This window comes from Streptococcus sp. HMSC067A03 (genome assembly GCF_001814295.1).
Lineage (GTDB): Bacteria > Bacillota > Bacilli > Lactobacillales > Streptococcaceae > Streptococcus > Streptococcus constellatus.
Genome location: NZ_KV815646.1, coordinates 174,062 through 192,420 on the forward strand (window position 1 = coordinate 174,062; position 18,359 = coordinate 192,420).

Genomic DNA, 18,359 nt, shown 5'->3' on the forward strand with positions numbered 1-18,359 from the left:
TCGGTTCATATTCAACTCCTGGAACATCACCAGCTTTTTCACTAATGGTATAATGATAGGTTCCTGCTTTAGTATATTCAAGCTCTTTGAATTGAACCTTACCATCAGCCGCATTTTTTACAGTTTGGAGAACTTGGCCATTTTCTTTTAAGTCAAACTCAAATTCATTTTTTTGAAGTTTGCGACCAATTAATTTCTTAGTTACAGAAAGTTTTGTGCTTGTCTTCTCTGGAAGGTAATAGTTTGTGAACTTATTCTTTTCTTCTCTACCACCTTGGCCATCAATACCTTCATACTTGACAGTTGACACTAACTTACCAGACGCATCTCTTGAAATAACCACTGTCACATAGATATCGTTCGGATCATAATTAATCCCTTTTTCAGGGTTTACTTTGCGTTTTTCAGAAATAATGTACTTATGCGTACCTTCTTCAGTATAGTTAATTGGATCAAATGTTACTTTACCGTTGACATCATTTGTTTTTGTTTGAATTGGATTTTGGTCTCCCTCTTTCTTCAATTCAAATTCAAATTCTCTATCTTTAAGTTTCCGACCAATTAATTCTTTCTCAATTTGTAATTGTGTAGATACTTTTTCAATTTTTTTATTGACGATATCTTTTGTTATGGATTTAGTTGTTCCAAAGTCTTCTGGTTTAACCTTAATTTCTTTGCCTATTAACTGATAACCATCCGGCGCTTTAATTTCTTTAATAGTATAATTGTCTTTCAACAAATTAGGAATCGTGACTTTTCCTGTACTATCCGTAGTGAAGTCTCCTACAACAGCACCATTCCGATCACGTGTTACTCTAAAGACTGCTCCTGCCAAAGGTGATCCAGAGGTCTCATCTTTTTTATGCAAGGTTATAGAATAAACATAGCCTTCTGCACTTCCGCCCGCCTCTAGATACATGTTTGGGCGAATCGTTTCTACAATTTTAGTTTGACTTGACCAAAGAGTCGCAGTATTTTTAATAATTTCACCATTTTGTAATTTATAGTTTGGCTTCGCCTTATAGATAACATGATAGCCTTCACCAGCTTTTATATCACCTAACCTGATAGAAAATGATGAATCAGATAGAAACTCTACTGTAAATTGACTTGTAACCTCAGTTCTGTTTTTCAAAACCCAACGATTGTTTTCAATAACCCATTTCCCTTTGTAAATTTTAAAACTATTTCTAATATAGGAAATTTTCGGTGTTGTTAAAATATCTGTTACTTTTGCATCACGGATTGCTTTCCCTGACGAATTCACGACAAGATCATAGGTGATGGTACTGTCCGATTGAAAATTACCCGATTTTATCAAATTATCTTGTGATGGCGGATTTGGACCTCCAAATTCTGGTTCTCCCACCTTAATCACTTTTCGATTAACTGCAATTTCGATTGGAACTTTTTTCTTTTCCTTTACGATATGATGATTAATATAAGTATAAAAATAAAAGCTACCCTTGATATCTGATTTGTCTTCAACATATTTTGTATAGGTCAACTTTAACGTTCGATTCTCTGCATCAACAGCTGCACGAGCCACAACATTACCGTTTTTATCTACAATATCAAAATCAGAAGATTTTTCAAGAACAAGTTCCTTTGGAAGAGTTATTGTTGTATAGTCACCCTCTTGAACTTCATTATTAGGTAAGGTAAATGTTCCATTTATTTTAAACCGCTCCCATTGTTGCAACGGTTTGTTTAAGGGTTTCCCATCTTTATCTGTAATACTAAATTTCGTAATCGCGTCTATTTCTTTTGCTGCCCTTTTTGTTTTAGGAGCTGCTTGGGTATCTTTAGTATCTTTAGCAGCAGGTGGAGCTCCTGGCTGAGTCTCACTCTTTTCCTCTACCTTACTAGCTTTTTGTGAAGATGTATCTTCTTTTACTTGGCTAGCATCAGAGCTTTCTTCTTTTGAGGTGCTTGGCTTATTTTCCTGCTCATTTGAATTAGCTTCCGCTTTATTCTCAGTAGCAGGCTGCTGCCCCTGACTAGAACTAGTATCTGCTGCCTTTTGCGTTGACTCAGTAGGAGACGTTGGCTGTTCAGTCGTTCCTGTTTTCGGAGATGACTGAGTTGTCACTGTAGAAGATTGATTCGACAATGTCTGAGCAACAGCACTAGCTGGTGATAAGATTGTTGAAGCCAGCAATAATGCAACCCCAACAAGATTCATCGCTTTTTTAATCATGACGATTTCCTTTCTATGGTTTTTCAGGACTTTGTACAAAAGTACAAAACTCCACTAATACCATTATATCAACTACCTTATAGTCCTTTCAATCAAAATGCTCTATATTTTAGTTCTATTTCTTGACAAACTGTAAAGTTTTAAACACCCCATTGATATACAACAGGATAGTGCAGGTGGTTTACAAAACGTAAACTTTTTTCGATGGTTTTGCTAGACTACATATATTTTTTAAATTAGAATATTTATAAGGAGGGAGCAAGATGGTACTTAATACGAGAGAAAAAATTCTAGAGGCTTTTTTTGAGCTTGCTATGGAACATCCAAATAAAATGCATTTTTCTTTAGCAGAAATTGCCAAAAAGGCTGGAATTTCAAGACAAGCCATTTACAAACGTCATTTCAATGGAAATCATGAAATTCTAGACTATATTCATAAAGAACTTGATGCTGAATTTCGAATGATTTTTCAAACTTATGATAAGAAAGTTTATCCTGATCCTTTTGTCTTTTTTGCAGAGGTAGTGATTCCTATCTTATACACCCACCGAAAACAAATCAGCTGTCTTTTTACAACAGCAGCAGATCCATATTGGAGGGAATTTTTACGAAATACCTATGGACAATGGATTGAACAACATATTACGATTGACTATCAAAAATTAAACATTCCAAAAGAAAAGGCTGCTCAAGTTCTTGTTAGAGGAATTTTGATCTTTATTGAAATTTGGATTACCCAACCTGAACCTACCCCTCCTGAACAATTTGCAGAAACCTTTTTAAAGTTGATTCATTTCCCTCTCACAGACTATGTTTGTTTCAAGCAAACTTCCTCTAATGACAAACTAATCGTTACAAACAGTTTGGAAGATAAAGAAAGGGAGTGAAACCGAACTAATCTTGAAAATTCTTAGTTCATAGTCTCATCTCCCGTAGCTCTTCTGAGCTTGAAAAACGGATGAAGAAGTAAGTTGTCACGCTCACTTTTTATGTTATTTTTTTGTGGAGCGGATGATAAGATAGAATAACCACACTAATACCAAGCCTGCTGAGGTTAACAGAAATTTTGCTAAAAACAGCATATCTGGATTGAGGGTTAAAATCCCTCCTGTCAGTAGCAAAGCTAGAAAAACTAGGCTTAGTACAAGACGATTGGTCAAAGATTCGATACGGTGAAAGCGTTGATTGTAGTCAATTAAGTCATGATTGACAACCAAGCGACCATTCACCACCTGCTCCACTAGCTGGTGGAGCCGTCTTGGAATGCTTTTCCCATGCCGCAGCAAATAGAGGAGTTCGATTAAGAAAGAATCATAACTCAAGGTCTGGTGTAAAATATCTGATTTCATATTTTCAAGGAAATATTGCTTGGCTAAGGTCATCAGATTGATATTAGGAGCTAGCTCGCGAAAAAGGCCTTCAATTTGCAAAGCGGCTTTTTCTAAAATTGCCATCTGAGAAGGTACTTGTAAATGATGACGCCTACAAATCGCCACCACATCCTCAAACATATCTGTAATCGACAAGGAGCCCAACTCTAAATTACCGTATTTGGTTAACATGCGCTCAATATCTTGCTCTAATTGCAATTTATTGATTGGTTCACTAGTAGTCGTAATTGTTAGAATAGCCTGTGTCATCGAATCAATGTCTTGTGTCGTAAAACTGGACAGCATGTCGTTTAGAGACACACGAAAACCCGTTTCCAATTCCCCTGTAATTCCAAAATCAATAAAATAAATCTTTCCTTCATAGATTAAAAGATTACCTGGATGTGGATCACCGTGAAAAAAGCCATCTTTAAATACCTGCTTGATAAAGCTCAACATAAGTTTCTGACCAATATCTGCCAAATCGTAGCCAGCTTCTTGTAAAACAGCATATTGATTGATGCGGACACCAGGAATGTATTCTTCCACAATTAAGTGGGGAGTGGTAAAGTCTGGATAGACTTTTGGCACACCAACACAAGGAATCTCTTGATTGTAGCGAGCAAATTCGTCCATGTACTTAGCTTCATTGCGAAAGTCAATTTCGTTCAAGAGAGTGGTCTGTAACTGTTGCAGAATCTTTGGCAAATCCACCATAGGCAGTAAATGCTTAGGAAAATGACGAGCTAGTCGAATCAAGAGCGCAATGTCTTCTGTAATTTGCTCTTGAATATGCGGACGCTGAATTTTCAGCACAACTTCATCGCCATTTAACAAAACAGCACGGTGAGTTTGTGCGACGGAAGCACTTGCTAAATGTTCCTGCGAGACGTCTAAAAAAAGTTGCTCAATTGGGCGTTTTAACTCGTCTTCAATGGCAGCCATGACGGTCTCTTTGTCCAAAGGTTTGACGTCATCTTGTAACTTGCTTAACTCTTTGATATAGATTTCTGGCAATAAGTCACTGCGAGTGGACAAAATTTGACCAATTTTTACAAAACTGGGTCCTAGTTGCTCAAAAGCTTCTCGCAATTGCTTAGGAGCTTTTTTCTCGTCCAGTGGCTTCCTTCGTTCTCTCAGATTGGACCAACCAACAGCACTAAAGGCTGTTAGAATCTCTCGTAAGCGTTTGTTTGCCATAAAGTTATCCTCCTTCTATTTAGAATTGTCAATTTTTCTTTCAAATCCTGCTTTTAGTTTAGCAAAAAACGCAGTCTTTATAAAGTTGTGACTGCGTTATCATGGAAGACTATTCTTCTGTTTTCGAAAGCCCTTTAAGTAATTGGTCTAGTTTGTCTTCTAATCGTTCAATATCTTGCTTGGTTGCATATACATTATCTATGTGTTCAACTTGACTTTCAGCGGTTTGTTCTTTTGCTTTGCGCTTTAATTCTGACTGAAGTTGCTTGCCTTCATCCACCGTTAAGCGACCTTTGGCAATCAATTCTTTGACAAATTCACTAGCTTTATCATAGGTCATGGAAGTCAATCCAATCCCTGCCAGCAAAACTTTTTTCAATTCGTCCATCTTGACACCTCCATATATGAGAATCTTTCCACCTTCATTATAGCGCTTTTGAGCTATTTATTCTAGAGAAAAATGAAGTAATAAATCATTTAGAGCACAAAACGTTAATAGTGATTCACTTAAACTTTTATAAAGGTTAATGCTAGCCTTATTTAAACAATAAAATACTTAAAATAGCTAAAATAGCGGGACCTCCTTGGGTCAGGATGATTTTCTTATTAGCTGTTACTGCGCCGTATCCTGCGATACCAATGACAAACTAAACACAAAGAGTCACAATTTCTAGACGAGGACTGTCTTCATTTTGGACACCTACATGGGGACTCGGTGGATTCTGTAAAAGTTGCTTTTTTACAAGATTCATTACATCTAATCTCTCGTTTATTTTTGGGATTGCGACTTCGTTGAACATAACCACGTTCTTCTAAAAGTTTGAAATGCTGGGTCAATACTGCGCGGGATGATTTTCAAGACTTCTTGCACCGCTGCCTGATTACACGGAATATGATTCATCAAAAATGCCACGTTAAGCTCATTACGCAAAGAATTGCGCGATAGCCTGCTCCGTTGAATGTAGTTGATATAGTAGGTGATGAATGGAACCCTAGTTCTCCTTTTTAGTTTTGGTGATTCGTCAACTATTGACAAGTCAATTGTGGACTATAAAAAAGAAAAGCAACCATTTTGCTTCCCTTTAACGGATTATCTTTTGTATATCTACTAACTGATTGATTTTTTGATTGATCGTTGGTCGGTAATCACAGAAATTGATGGATTGAATACCGCTGTTAAAGGCAACATCTACATCTAGCATTCGGTCACCGATATAGTAAGTCATTTCTTTATTCAACTGATATTTTTCCACCAGATAATCCACCCCTTCTGGATCAGGTTTTCTTGCAAATCCATTAGCCGTCGTCACAATTTCTGTGAAATAATCCAAAATATCTAAATCAGCTAAAACTTGGTAGGCATTTTCCCCCTTGTGGGTATAAACAAACTGCTGAATACCTGCTTCCTGCGCCCAAGCAAGAATTGTCTTAGCACCATCCATAAGCTTAATTTGAGCATTCTTCTCTTGCAAGCTTTGCCCTCTAAATCGATTCATCTCTTCTGCATTCAAGCCTTTTTCTACTGCAACTGTTTCCAGCAATTTTTGAACAGAATGCCGCAAAATATAAGCATGGATACCCTCTCGGTCAAAGTCCAATCCATAGTGAGTATAAGTTTCTTCAATCCCCGCCAAAATAGCGTCATAGGAATCTAGTAATGTTCCATCCAAATCCCAAATAAAAGCTCTTGTCATGTTCGCTCCCTCATTTTCCGTTGGTAGAGTATTTGTAAAAATAGCCAGCGAAAGCTATTGTCCAAAAGAGTAGCCGTCCAAACTCCAGGCAAGGCCAAGCCCAGCGTTACTCCCAGAAAATAGCCTGCTACAATGCGAATGAGCCACATACCAACCGTCGTGGCATAAAAAGGCAACTTAGCATTGCCCAACCCTTGCCAAACAGCTGTATAGATGACTGTTCCTGCTGTCATAGGCACTCCCAAAAGTGAAAACAGAACAACAGACAAACTAGCCTGAACAGCACCACCGTCAGTTGTATAAAATTGTGTTAACGGCTGCCCAAACCCAAAAAGAAACAGAGCTATCGGTAACATGAGGCTTAGAGATAACCAGTACGTCTGCTTTGTCAGCCTCCTAACTGCTTGAAAGTCTGCTTGTCCCACTGCATGAGCTACCAACATGACTGTTGCAGTAGCGACACCAAAGCTCGGCATGTAGTTAAACTGGGTCAGAACCTCTCCAATAGCATTTCCTGCGACGGCATCTGTCCCGAACTTAACAATAATAGCAATCATCACAACATCCCCAGCTCGCATCATCAATCGTTCCCCAGCAGCTGGCAGAGATAAGCGCAACAGTTCCCAATCCAGCTTCCAACTCCAATGCGCCAAAGGTAGCGACAATTCTTTCCATAAAATGAAGACGCCCACCAGACGAGCTAAAATAGTTCCCAATGCCACTCCAACAATTCCCATGTGGAAAATAAAAATTGCAATGCTGGAAAAAAGAACATTAAGTAGATTGCTAAAAAAGCTGACATACATAGGCAGGCGGGGATTACTGGTCGCTCGAACCAAAGCCCCTAGACTTGTCATCATTCCCAAAAGAACAATTGTTCCTCCGATTAAAGCGAGATAGAGACCACCTGCATTAGCGACTGCAGGCTCCGTTCCCAACCAAGCCAATATTTGGCGTCCAAAAGCAAGCGAGAAAAGTCCCAGAAACCCACTCAGCATCAGGGTCAATTTAATGGCCTCACTAGTATGATAAGCTAGATTATCTCGGTCTCCTTCTCCTAAACTCTTAGAAATTAGACTGGATACCGCTGATCCTAGTGCAATAAAAATGGCCTGATAAATGCTAATCATATTGCCAGCAACCGAAACTCCTGAAATAGCCACCAGACCTAGACTAGCTACTAAATACGAATCTACCATTCCCATTAGCATCTGCAAAAAGTTTTCTACCATGGCTGGCAAAGCTATGTTTAAAATCTTTTTATAAGTGGTCATGCATTATGAAACTCCTGCTTTGATTATACTCTTTGCTGTACGAGACTTGCAATAGACTGTTTATATACTTTTACAAGCCGAAAACTCTCAGGTGAGTCCCCTCTGAGTGTTGAAAATGGTTAAAGTCCTAAATCCTTTTCTACTGCCGCCTGCATTTGGTCAGCAGCAACAATCATTTTATGGCGGACTTCAGCCGTTTCGATGCCATCCACTGCTGCTGGAATTGACACACCAGTAAGATCATGTAACTGAGCCAAAGCTTCAAAATCACTCAGTCCGGTTTGTCCAGTCACAGCTTCGACTGCAACAACTGGGAATTTGTAAGGACTGGCAGTTGAAACAACGACTGTCTTCGTGTCGTCACCTGTTTTGGTCCGATATTTTTGATAAACGGCTGATGCTACTGCTGTATGCGGATCTTCAATATAGTTAGATATTTCATAAACCCGTTTGATTTCAGCCGCGGTCTCCACTTCTGTGGCATATTCAGCCGCAAAGAGTGCTAGCATTTCTGAGTCAAAGTTGGTCAACTCATACTGACCATGTTTTTTGAGATTGGTCATCAACTCTGCTGTCTTTTCGGCATTATTTCCTAACAGGTGGAAAATCAAGCGCTCTAGATTTGAAGAAACTAAAATGTCCATAGACGGGCTAGATGTCACCTTGAAACAGCGCTTCTTATCATAGATATGTGTTTTAAAGAAATCTGTCAAGACATTATTTTCGTTGGAAGCACAGATTAACTTGCCAACTGGAAGACCTATTTGTTTAGCATAGTAGGCTGCCAAGATATTACCGAAGTTTCCAGTTGGTACAGAAAAATTGACTGCTTCACCAGCTCGAATCTGATCGGTTTTGACCAATTGTGCATAGGCATAGACATAATAAACAATCTGTGGCACCAAGCGCCCGATATTCATGGAGTTGGCGGAAGAAAATTGCGACTTGTGTTCTGCTAGTTTTTTGCGAAGCACAGCGTTATTAAACATCTGCTTGACATTGGTCTGAGCATCATCAAAATTCCCTTCAATAGCCACTACATGAGTATTGTCCCCTGTCTGAGTCGTCATTTGCAGCTCCTGAACCTTGCTGACACCGTCTTTCGGATAAAAGACGATAATCTCGGTCCCAGGAACGTCTGCAAAGCCTGCCATAGCTGCCTTACCCGTGTCGCCAGAAGTCGCCGTCAGAATGACAATTTTATTTTCTAAGCCATGCTTTTTCGCTGCAGTCGTCAGTAAATGCGGAAGGATGGACAAGGCCATGTCCTTAAAAGCAATGGTCGAACCATGAAAAAGCTCTAAATTGTACTGACCATCTAGCTTGATTAAGGGAGCAATGTTCGGCGTATCAAACTTGTTATCGTAAGCATGGGCAATACAATCATCTAGCTCTTGATCTGTGAAATCATCTAAGAAAGCAGATAAAATTAATTTTGCTACTTCTTGATAGGAAGCGTCTTTTAGTTTTGCAAAATCCAACTCTACCTGAGGATAAGAAATTGGAGTAAAGAGACCGCCATCTGTTGCCAATCCCTGCAAAATAGCTCGGCTAGCTGTCGTTGTATTGTTTGCGTCACGCGTTGATTGATAAACTAAAGTCATAAATTTTTATCCCTTTCGTGTAGTCTGTTCTATTATAACATGACTTATCAGAAAATTCTCGCATTTCTATGGAAAATACTAATGTGCGTAAACTTTTGGTTTATTCTTGCTTGCACGTCTAATCATCGAAAAGAAAAAACAGACGTCAACTCATCAAAGCATCGTCCGTTTTGTTTTTTGATTATCGTTGTCAGCCATAGAACTGAATGTCAGTGACAGTGATTTTAAATATCGAGTATCCCACTACCGACTTATTACACAACATTATTTGGCTACCTCAGTTTTTTGAATACTTTCCCATCATTATTTCACTTTCATAACTCTCACTAGACTAGCTCGTTCAGCTTCTTCTAGCTTCATTTCGATATATTGAATGGTTTCTATGAGATCTGGAATAGTTGCATACTCTAAGCCATTGACCCGGCGGCGAGTTTTTTCAATTTCATCCGCCATCAACTGACAGCTCTTTTCAATCTCTGCTAAGCGCAAAAGATCTGGCAATAGGTTACTCATATCTTCAATCGTCTCATCCATCTGGCTGTTGGATGCCACGTAGCTATAAACTACATCTCCATCATCATCACCGTAAGGATTGGCAATATGGGCATGCATCTTAGGAACTCGCACGCTCATGATATTTTCCTGTTCGATATGGAGATTGATTTCTCGCATAGGGACAGCAAAAATTTCTTCCACCATAAGGTCGCTTTCCAAAGCTTTTGCCAACACAAAGTCCTGCATATGACCAACGAGAGCTTCTTCAACTTTTTGGCGAAGGCGATTATTTTCGCGAACAGCTTCAATAAAACGACGCATCAATTCATCTCGCTTATCCTTGAGAAGTTTATGACCGCGAGTAGCTGTTTTCAGGCGCTCTTTTAGATTGTTGAGTTCCATTCGAGTGGGTTTGATATTCAAACGAGTCATCGGCTCACCTCCTTAAGCTTGCCGCCTACTTTCTGGTAAATATTGGTCGATCATATCATCCTTAATCCGCTTAAGCTCCGTCCGTGGCAAGATAGACAACAATTCCCAACCTAAATCTAGGCTTTCTTCAATCGTTCGATTGGTATAAAATCCTTGATTGATATATTCTTTTTCGAATCGCTCAGTAAATTGTACATAGAGTTTATCCGTATCAGATAATGCAGACTCTCCTAGTACAACTGCTAATTCTTTGGCCTGTTTCCCTTGTGCATAAGCCGCAAAAAGCTGATTCATCGTTGCCGCGTGGTCTCCCCGAGTCTTTCCTTCGCCAGATCCTTTGTCCTTGAGACGTGAAAGGGACGGTAACACATTAATCGGCGGACGATAACCACTATTGTAAAGGTCACGCGACAGGATAATCTGACCCTCAGTAATGTAACCAGTCAAATCAGGAATGGGATGAGTGATATCATCCTCAGGCATGGTAAGAATTGGAATTTGTGTGACCGAGCCTTTCTTCCCTACCAAACGTCCTGCACGCTCATACAGGGTGGATAGGTTGGTATAAAGATAACCCGGATAGCCTCGGCGTCCTGGCACCTCTCGACGAGCAGCGGATACTTCTCGCAAGGCCTCACAGTAGTTCGTCATGTCTGTCATGATGACGAGAACGTGCATGTCCTTTTCATAAGCCAAGTATTCGGCAGCCGTCAAGGCAATTCGTGGTGTTGCAATCCGCTCAATAGCAGGATCATTTGCTAGATTGATAAAGAGGATAGAGCGGTCAATGGCCCCCGTCTCCCGCAAGTCATTCATAAAAAATTCAGCTTCTTCAAAGGTCGTCCCCATAGCTGCAAAAACGACTGCAAAATTTTCTTCTGAATTGAGCACAGTAGCTTGTCGAGCAATCTGAGCGGCCAATTCCTTATGAGGCAGGCCCGATCCAGAAAAGACTGGCAGTTTTTGACCACGTACCAAAGTATTGAGGTGATCAATAGCTGAAATCCCAGTCTGAATGAACTCATCAGGATAATCTCTTGCTACTGGATTGATCGCTTGACCGTCAATGTCCAGGTATTTCTCAGGCAAAATATCTGGACCACCATCAATAGGCTTACCCATCCCATTGAAAATCCTTCCGACCATATCTTCTGATACTGGCAACTCAAGAGGATGACCGGTAAAACGCACCTTAGTTTTCCCTAGATTGATTCCGCTAGAGCCTTCAAACAGCTGCACCATCGCCTTATCTTCTTGCACTTCTAAGACCTGCCCTTGACGCTTCGTTCCATCATGGAGTTGGATTTCCACTAATTCATTGAAATGCACCCCTTCTACTCGATCCACAATCATCAAAGGGCCGACAACTTCACTGACGGTACGGTATTCTTTAATCACGTTCATTGGTTGCTCCTCCTTGGGCAAGAATATCATGCAGTTTTTCCCGAATAGCGGTATCCAAACTGCGAATTGCTTCCAACTGATCCTCTGGGATAAATTTAGAGCGGGCAATCTGATCTCTCAACTCCACAGTACCGTTCATAATCTCAGTAAAATAGGCACCTAAATTCAAAGAACGATTAGCTTCTTCATCAAACGTTAGGATATTAGTAAGAAGAGCCACTTGTTTTTTAAAGGAAGTGTAGGTATCCACTTCGTCAAAAGCATTCTGCTGCAGGTAGTCCTCACGGATCATTTTTGCTGTATTCATGGTAAGACGATCCTTTTCAGACAGCGAATCCAGGCCAACCAACCGTACGATTTCTTGTAGTTCACTCTCTTTTTGAAGAATGTTCATTGCCTTGGTTACCTTTTCTGACCAAGTCAACTGTTCATGTTGATTGATATAGTGCCCTACCTCATCTAGATAAAGTGAGTAAGAACTAAGCCAGTTGATAGCCGGAAAGTGACGACGTTGTGCCAACTGAGCGTCCAATCCCCAGAAGACCTTGACAATCCGTAGAGTATTTTGCGTAACGGGCTCCGAAATATCTCCACCTGGAGGGGAAACGGCACCAATTGCAGTAATACTTCCCTCGCGCTCGTCACTACCTAAGGTTTTCACCCGACCAGCTCGTTCGTAATATTCAGCAATCCGACTGCCGAGATAGGCAGGATAGCCTTCATCGCCCGGCATTTCTTCCAAACGCCCGGACATTTCCCGCAGAGCTTCTGCCCAACGTGAGGTCGAATCTGCCATAATGGCCACAGAGTAGCCCATGTCTCGGAAGTACTCAGCAATTGTAATTCCTGTATAAATAGAAGCCTCACGCGCCGCAACTGGCATGTTGGACGTGTTCGCAATCAGAACGGTTCGTTGCATAATTGACTGACCAGTTACTGGATCGATTAGCTCTGGAAATTCATTTAAGACATCCGTCATTTCATTGCCCCGCTCGCCACAGCCAACATAAATCACGATGTCCACATTAGCAAATTTGGCAACCTGATGCTGAACAACAGTCTTGCCAGCACCAAATGGGCCAGGAACAGCAGCTGCCCCGCCCTTGGTCACAGGGAAAAAGGTGTCAATCACGCGTTGACCCGTCACCAAAGGTTCCTCTGGGATCAGCTTTTGAGCAAATGGACGGCCTCTCCGGACTGGCCACCTCTGCATGAGATTGCCGACAAAGACAGAACCATCCGCACGCTCAATTTCATAGACTGCTTCTTCGACCGTGAAGCTACCAGCTTCAATAGCCGTCAGCCGACCACTAACACCAACTGGTACCAGAATACGATGCACTACCAGCTCGGTTTCTTGAACGGTGCCTAGAATATCTCCAGCTTGGACTTCATCGCCGACAGCTAGACAAGGTACAAAGTCCCACTTAGTCTCACGATTCAGATTAGGTAGCTGAACTCCACGTACCAGAAAATCACTCTGTGTCACCGTTTGAAAGCGTGCCAAAGGACGTTGAATGCCATCAAACATTTGCGAAATCAGACCCGGCCCCAACTCAACCGATAACGGACTCCCTGTTGTTTCTACTGGTTCTCCTGGCCCAAGACCAGAGGTTTCTTCGTATACCTGAATAGAAGCCTCATCTTGACGCATCTCGATGATCTCCCCAATCAAGCCCAAATTGCCTACATGACAAATATCCTGAATGTTCGCTTCTTGCATTCCAGAAGCAACCACCAAAGGACCTGAAACTTTTATAATCTTTCCTTGACTCAAGTCTTGCTCCTTCTAATTTAAAATATTTTGTCCGACTGCTTTTTCTACATTCTCACGAATGCGTCCCCGTCCTAATCCCATTATTCCTTTATGAGTCGGGATTAAAATAATCGCTGGCAATACTTGCTTATCATAGTAAGCCAATGTTTCAGGGATTTCTGCAGCCACATCCTCTGTCAAATAAATAATGGCAAAATCTTCTCGGCTCAGTCGGCGTAAAGCATTCACAGCATCAGCTGCTCCTGTGACTGGAAAAGTCTGAAAACCAATTAGACGAAAAGGTAGAATGGCATCACGATTTCCTACCACACCAATTTTATAAGTTTTACTGGCCATAAATCGGTCTCATCCTTTCTTTAATGATTTCTACTGGAAGCTGATTTGTCAAACCGGTCAAAATAAGTCGAAGATTTTTCACTTCTAGCTCTTTTCCCAATAAATAGCGAGCTAATGGAAGTGGACCACTTGTTTCAAATCGTCCTTGCTCTAAGAGTTTAAACGGAACCAAGTCTGCTAAATATTCCAGTTCAAGATTTGTCAGCTTACCCAAATGCATTTTTTCTTCATAAGAGCGCAATTTTGCATCAAATTCTAATGGGTTTACTTGAGAAAACCAGTCCGTTAGTTGCCCTTTTTCTGCTAACTCAATCCACTCTGCACTTGTTAAAGATCCATCATCAGATAAGAGCTGTGTCATAAAACTATGCGGTTTTTGGTGACGAATGGCACGCTGCACCGTTGTTGCATTGTAAAAATCAATCGTCAACCGTACCAACTGCTTAAGCCGCTCATCTTCAAATTCAGATTCCAACCTTTTTAAGTGCGCAAAATAAGCTAGATCCATTCCGATTTCCAAAACACGCACATCTTGGTAATCCTGATATTCTGCCCAAGTTGCTGCTATTTCATCCACCATCAATTTGGGACAGTATTCCGCAGAAAAAGTTGTAATCAGCTGCTCCAGCATGTCTAACGAATATGACCCGACAGGAATCAACAGATGCCTTAAATTTAAGCCGGTTGCCTTGTGCTTAAGCAACACTTTAAGATTGTGATAGGTATATTTAAGCGTGAAAAACTCCACCAAAGCAGATGTTGGACTGACTTCAAAAGCCCATGTATACTCTGCAAACAAATGCTTCATGAGAAATCTCTCAATCGTATTTAAGTCAGTTAGTTGTTCATGATTCGGATTATATGCTGTCCCTTCCAAAGCTGCTGATCGACTTTCAGAACTTGAAGCTCGCAACAACTGCTCATACTGCGCAGGACTTAAGAAACTACTCTCATGAATACTAATTTCCGTATTAACTTGTGCGAAAGTATTGTCATTCATGAACAGTCTCCTTACTCTTCTTTATCTTGGAAAATAGCCTGAGCGAGCCGATAGCTTTCCTCCTGCCATAAAGAATCCACCAAATAACGGTAGAGATAGTTATCGTCAACATTCCCTCGCGAAAGGAGAAAACCCGCTTCTCCACTCACAGCTGAAGAAGCTAATTTCACTTGTGGATAACGCTCTAACAATTGTTCTAATTGAACGGCTGAATATTTACCAAATGTTCGTGAACCAAATGTCAAAACCAGCTCTTCTTGAGGATACTTTTTTAAGATCTGCTCCAAAAAAGCCTGTTCCTGTTTGAGCGACCAAGCCGCCATCTGCTCATAAGCTCCTGCAAATAATTCTTTCAAAATCCGTTGCTTGGTCGCCAAAGTAGATTGACGTTTTTCATTTTCAAGTTGCTGCACTTCACGCTGTACTTGACGTTTTAGCACTTTTACTTCTTGCTCACGTTGTTGCATTTTTTCTTGTTTCAGCCGTACTTTTTGTTCTTTAGTTTCGCGATCAAGGGTTTCTTGGGCATTAGCTACTAACTGTCGCCCATTTTCATGCGCCTGCTCTAAAACCGAATCCCTCAATTGAGATTCAAATCCCATATCTGCCTCCTTCTATGAAATCAGATGGTTCAAGACCCTAAAAACTGTCTCATTTTCATTTCACATTCAAAACCATTAAAAGAGACACAACAAAGGCAAGGATAGCATAGGTTTCGACCATGGCAGCAAGGATTACTCCTTTCATTACGTCTTCAGGACGTTTTGCCAAAATCTGCATGCCTGCTGTCGCTACATTTCCTTGATATTTAGCAGAATAATAACCAACAATTCCGATTGGAAGTGCGGCAAAAAAGAGTGCCAAGCCTGTTTGGAGAGCCATTTCAGGTTGAACTTTAAAGAAAATTAAAATTCCAATAACAAAACCATACAAACCTTGCGTACCTGGCAATAGCTGCAAAATCAAAGCGCTAACAAATTTCTCGGGCTGTTCTTTTAACAACGCTGCTGCAGCCTGACCGGTCGAGCCGACATTCCGTGCAGAACCAATACCACTAAGAAAAATCGCCAGAACCACACCTAGTGCTGCGAAAAAGGCACCGCCATAAGTTGAAAAATAAGATGAAAAAGCTTGCATAAATAAACTCCATTTCTAATAGTAAATACTATTTGTTTGATTGTTCTAATTGTCAATGGTATAAAATTCTGTCTGAGCAATTAAAACAATTTCGCTGAACTACTTTTTGTAGCGAACATATTTCCCTGCTGGTTTCAAAGGTTTAAAGGCTTTTCCACCACCATCGTAGAATTTTCCAAAAAATTCAACAAAAATTAAACGTGCTCCATGTACATAGCCTGATAAAAAGGAGAGGAACATATTGATACTGTGAAGGGCGATAAATAGCACAATACCAATACTGAAGCGAGCAAAAGGAGGAAAGAGACTAACAATTAAGTTAAAGGCTGAACCAATGCTCGCACCTGCAAGACCCAAAGCCATAAGTCTCGTGAAACTCACCAAATCGCCCACATAACTGCTGATATTGTATAAATTAAACAATGCAGGCCCCAATCCTTTCAAACTCTTAGCGCTGATAATAGAAACGAGTACAATACCCACAGCATTTATAATAGCAAGCCATTGTCCGATCAAACCAGCAATAGCAAGCGATGGGAATAATCGGCCCGCTGCTAATAAAGCCAGCCCGACGAGAATCAGCATCCAAGCAAAGCCTGAATTATAGGCTTCCGCATAGTCTTTCATGCGAATATTCTTTGCACCACTGAGATAAAGCCCTGTCATGACTGTAATAAACCCAATCACGACCGACATAATCAGAATGGTGATCACATCCGTACTGGTATCAACAATCGCAAAAGGCAATTTGAAACCAAAGAATGAACCATAGATGACTCCCCAGAGTGCAACGCCGACTCCTAAAATTCTAAAAAAGCGTAAATTCTTAGCCAGATTTGGCTTGATATGTAGAGCCTTCAAAGCCCAACTTGTTCCACCAAAGAGCAACAAACCATAGCCAATATCAGCTGCCATCATACCAAAAAAGATAAAATAAAACAGCGACACAACGGGTGTTGGATCTTTGTCTTCGTACTTCGGCAGCGAATACATTTCCGTTACCAACTCAAACGGCTCAATCAGCGCATTGTTTTTGAGTTTTGTCGGCACGCGCTGTCGATCAGCTGCCGTCATTTCATGGATTTGAAGCAAGACAGCACCACCAAATTGCTGCGTGAGTCCCATTCTTAAATCTTCTATCTGCTCCTGCTCAATCCAGCCCTCTAAGGCAACCAAATTCTGTGTACTAGCAAGAGCTTCCTTGATTTCTTGACGAGAAGTTAAATTCAATACATAATCCAACTGACACTTGAGTTGTTTTAATTCTTCATTTGAAGACGCCAGTTGTATTTTTGTTGAAGTTATGAGTGCTTCTTGCTCTTTTATCGTCGCTTGTAATGCTACCAAACGCTCCTTTGGCAATTCCTCAAAAGCATATTCAAACAGCTTGAAACCAAGTTCTGTCAAAACTGCTTGGGTTTCTTTAGCAACTTCTGCTTTACATAACACAAGGATTCCTTTTTCTGTACTGCTAGTAAAAACCTCTCGAACTTCCAGATTAGGATAATCCTGCAATCGAATATTGAACTGATTGTTTCCACTGGTTGGAATGGTTCCCACAAACGCACGAAGATGTTTAAATTGCTTAAGTACTACTGGAGTAACGTCTAAACTTGCCCATTTTTCCAACTCCGCCACTTCCGACTGAGCCGTTTCTTTGACTTCTTGTGCTCTTGCCAACACTTGAAATTGTTGCTGAATCGCCGCAAGAAACGCTTCTTCGTCACGCGCTTGTCCCATCTGTTCTAAACTGACAAAGCTTGTTTCCAACGGAGCTTCCTTCAATGATTCCAGCATTTTTTTCTTAGGAACAAATGCTTGCAGGTTTTCAATCATACGTGCGAGTTTTTCCTGCCGCCGAGTCAAAGCTTGAAGATGTTCCGAAAAAGATGTATCAGGATTCCACACTAACTCTTTCTCAAAAGCACCTTTCCAGGTCTCTTTTGCTTGTAAATCCTGAATTTCAACCGATTGGAGATTTTGCAGATAGGAAAGGATTTCATCCAACAATTCTCTTGGCAACAGCAGCGACAATTCCTGCATCTGACTAATTGCCATATTTTTCTACCACCCTGTCTACAATCATTTGCAGTAACGCCTCTTTTTTATTTGACAAAGCTGCTTGGACTTTTTCTTCGTTCTCTTGTTTCGTTTTTTCCAAGTCTTGTGTCAAGCTAGCAATCTCTTTTTCAGATTGTTCCTTTAACTCAATAAGCAACTGTTGTTTTTCTTTATCATAGGCTCGCCCTAGTTGCTTCAAATCGATGGCAGCTTGGTTTTGCAACTCCCGAATCTGATGTTGATAACCAGCTAGCACTTCGTCTGCTGCTCGCTCAATTTCTTGCATTTGCTCAAGAGTAGCGTTCGTCATATCTTGCACCTCCTTTGTATCATACAATGGCTGTAACGTTTACTTGTGTAAATTATAACACATTT

17 protein-coding genes and 1 pseudogene are annotated in these 18,359 nt (G+C 40.7%); 1 reads left to right on the plus strand and 17 read right to left on the minus strand.

Features of this window, described 5'->3' with window-relative positions; all coding sequences use genetic code 11:
* Nucleotides 1–2,200: Ig-like domain-containing protein (locus HMPREF2963_RS03085; protein WP_261786484.1), on the minus strand; the 2,200-nt coding region annotated here is incomplete at its 3' end.
* A gap of 263 nt (nucleotides 2,201–2,463) precedes the next feature.
* Here HMPREF2963_RS03085 and HMPREF2963_RS03090 point away from each other — a divergent pair.
* On the plus strand, nucleotides 2,464–3,087 hold the full coding sequence (locus HMPREF2963_RS03090; protein WP_003032003.1) for a TetR/AcrR family transcriptional regulator: 624 nt from the start codon (nucleotides 2,464–2,466) through the stop codon (nucleotides 3,085–3,087).
* A gap of 105 nt (nucleotides 3,088–3,192) precedes the next feature.
* On the opposite strand, the gene HMPREF2963_RS03095 is transcribed toward HMPREF2963_RS03090, so the two are convergent.
* The 16 genes and pseudogenes from HMPREF2963_RS03095 to HMPREF2963_RS03160 form a co-directional block, all read right to left on the minus strand.
* A complete protein-coding gene (locus HMPREF2963_RS03095) occupies nucleotides 3,193–4,770 on the minus strand; it encodes an ABC1 kinase family protein (protein WP_070668596.1) in 1,578 nt (525 codons plus the stop codon).
* 109 nt (nucleotides 4,771–4,879) lie between these two features.
* Nucleotides 4,880–5,158, minus strand: a complete 279-nt coding sequence (locus HMPREF2963_RS03100; RefSeq protein WP_003036975.1) for a phasin family protein — start codon at nucleotides 5,156–5,158, stop codon at nucleotides 4,880–4,882.
* Nucleotides 5,159–5,306: 148 nt separating this feature from the next.
* Nucleotides 5,307–5,453 (minus strand): annotated as a pseudogene (locus HMPREF2963_RS09530) (DUF1304 family protein); the annotation flags it as partial.
* Between the two features lie 4 nt (nucleotides 5,454–5,457).
* Entirely contained in the window at nucleotides 5,458–5,607 is a 150-nt protein-coding gene (locus tag HMPREF2963_RS09535) for a helix-turn-helix domain-containing protein (RefSeq protein ID WP_225908972.1), read from the minus strand.
* 245 nt (nucleotides 5,608–5,852) lie between these two features.
* Complete coding sequence (locus HMPREF2963_RS03105; protein WP_070668599.1) at nucleotides 5,853–6,464, minus strand: HAD-IA family hydrolase; 612 nt, start codon at nucleotides 6,462–6,464, stop codon at nucleotides 5,853–5,855.
* Nucleotides 6,461–7,738, minus strand: a complete 1,278-nt coding sequence (locus HMPREF2963_RS03110) for an MATE family efflux transporter (protein ID WP_003071140.1) — start codon at nucleotides 7,736–7,738, stop codon at nucleotides 6,461–6,463. Before HMPREF2963_RS03110 ends, HMPREF2963_RS03105 begins: the two co-directional genes overlap by 4 nt.
* 119 nt (nucleotides 7,739–7,857) lie before the next feature.
* Nucleotides 7,858–9,342, minus strand: a complete 1,485-nt coding sequence (thrC, locus tag HMPREF2963_RS03115; RefSeq protein ID WP_037596382.1) for a threonine synthase — start codon at nucleotides 9,340–9,342, stop codon at nucleotides 7,858–7,860.
* Nucleotides 9,343–9,645: 303 nt separating this feature from the next.
* Nucleotides 9,646–10,269, minus strand: coding sequence for a V-type ATP synthase subunit D (locus HMPREF2963_RS03120; protein ID WP_003071144.1), 624 nt, complete (start codon nucleotides 10,267–10,269; stop codon nucleotides 9,646–9,648).
* Nucleotides 10,270–10,281: 12 nt separating this feature from the next.
* Nucleotides 10,282–11,673 (minus strand): V-type ATP synthase subunit B, encoded by a 1,392-nt coding sequence (locus HMPREF2963_RS03125; RefSeq protein ID WP_003071147.1) that lies wholly within the window; start codon nucleotides 11,671–11,673, stop codon nucleotides 10,282–10,284.
* The gene (locus HMPREF2963_RS03130) at nucleotides 11,660–13,450 is read right to left on the minus strand and encodes a V-type ATP synthase subunit A (protein ID WP_003071149.1); all 1,791 of its coding nucleotides are present in this window, start codon (nucleotides 13,448–13,450) and stop codon (nucleotides 11,660–11,662) included. Before HMPREF2963_RS03130 ends, HMPREF2963_RS03125 begins: the two co-directional genes overlap by 14 nt.
* 12 nt (nucleotides 13,451–13,462) lie before the next feature.
* Nucleotides 13,463–13,786 carry a V-type ATP synthase subunit F gene (locus HMPREF2963_RS03135; RefSeq protein WP_003071151.1) on the minus strand — a complete coding sequence of 108 codons (324 nt, stop codon included), beginning with the start codon at nucleotides 13,784–13,786 and terminating at the stop codon, nucleotides 13,463–13,465.
* Nucleotides 13,776–14,786, minus strand: coding sequence for a V-type ATPase subunit (locus HMPREF2963_RS03140; protein WP_070668602.1), 1,011 nt, complete (start codon nucleotides 14,784–14,786; stop codon nucleotides 13,776–13,778). The genes HMPREF2963_RS03135 and HMPREF2963_RS03140 overlap by 11 nt, the downstream gene beginning before the upstream one ends.
* A gap of 11 nt (nucleotides 14,787–14,797) precedes the next feature.
* Nucleotides 14,798–15,388, minus strand: coding sequence for a hypothetical protein (locus tag HMPREF2963_RS03145; RefSeq protein WP_070668605.1), 591 nt, complete (start codon nucleotides 15,386–15,388; stop codon nucleotides 14,798–14,800).
* Nucleotides 15,389–15,443: 55 nt separating this feature from the next.
* Entirely contained in the window at nucleotides 15,444–15,923 is a 480-nt protein-coding gene (locus HMPREF2963_RS03150; RefSeq protein ID WP_003071156.1) for a V-type ATP synthase subunit K, read from the minus strand.
* 99 nt (nucleotides 15,924–16,022) lie between these two features.
* Nucleotides 16,023–17,981 carry a V-type ATP synthase subunit I gene (locus tag HMPREF2963_RS03155; RefSeq protein ID WP_070668608.1) on the minus strand — a complete coding sequence of 653 codons (1,959 nt, stop codon included), beginning with the start codon at nucleotides 17,979–17,981 and terminating at the stop codon, nucleotides 16,023–16,025.
* Nucleotides 17,971–18,294, minus strand: coding sequence for a hypothetical protein (locus tag HMPREF2963_RS03160; RefSeq protein ID WP_070668610.1), 324 nt, complete (start codon nucleotides 18,292–18,294; stop codon nucleotides 17,971–17,973). The genes HMPREF2963_RS03155 and HMPREF2963_RS03160 overlap by 11 nt, the downstream gene beginning before the upstream one ends.
* Nucleotides 18,295–18,359: the final 65 nt, after the last annotated feature.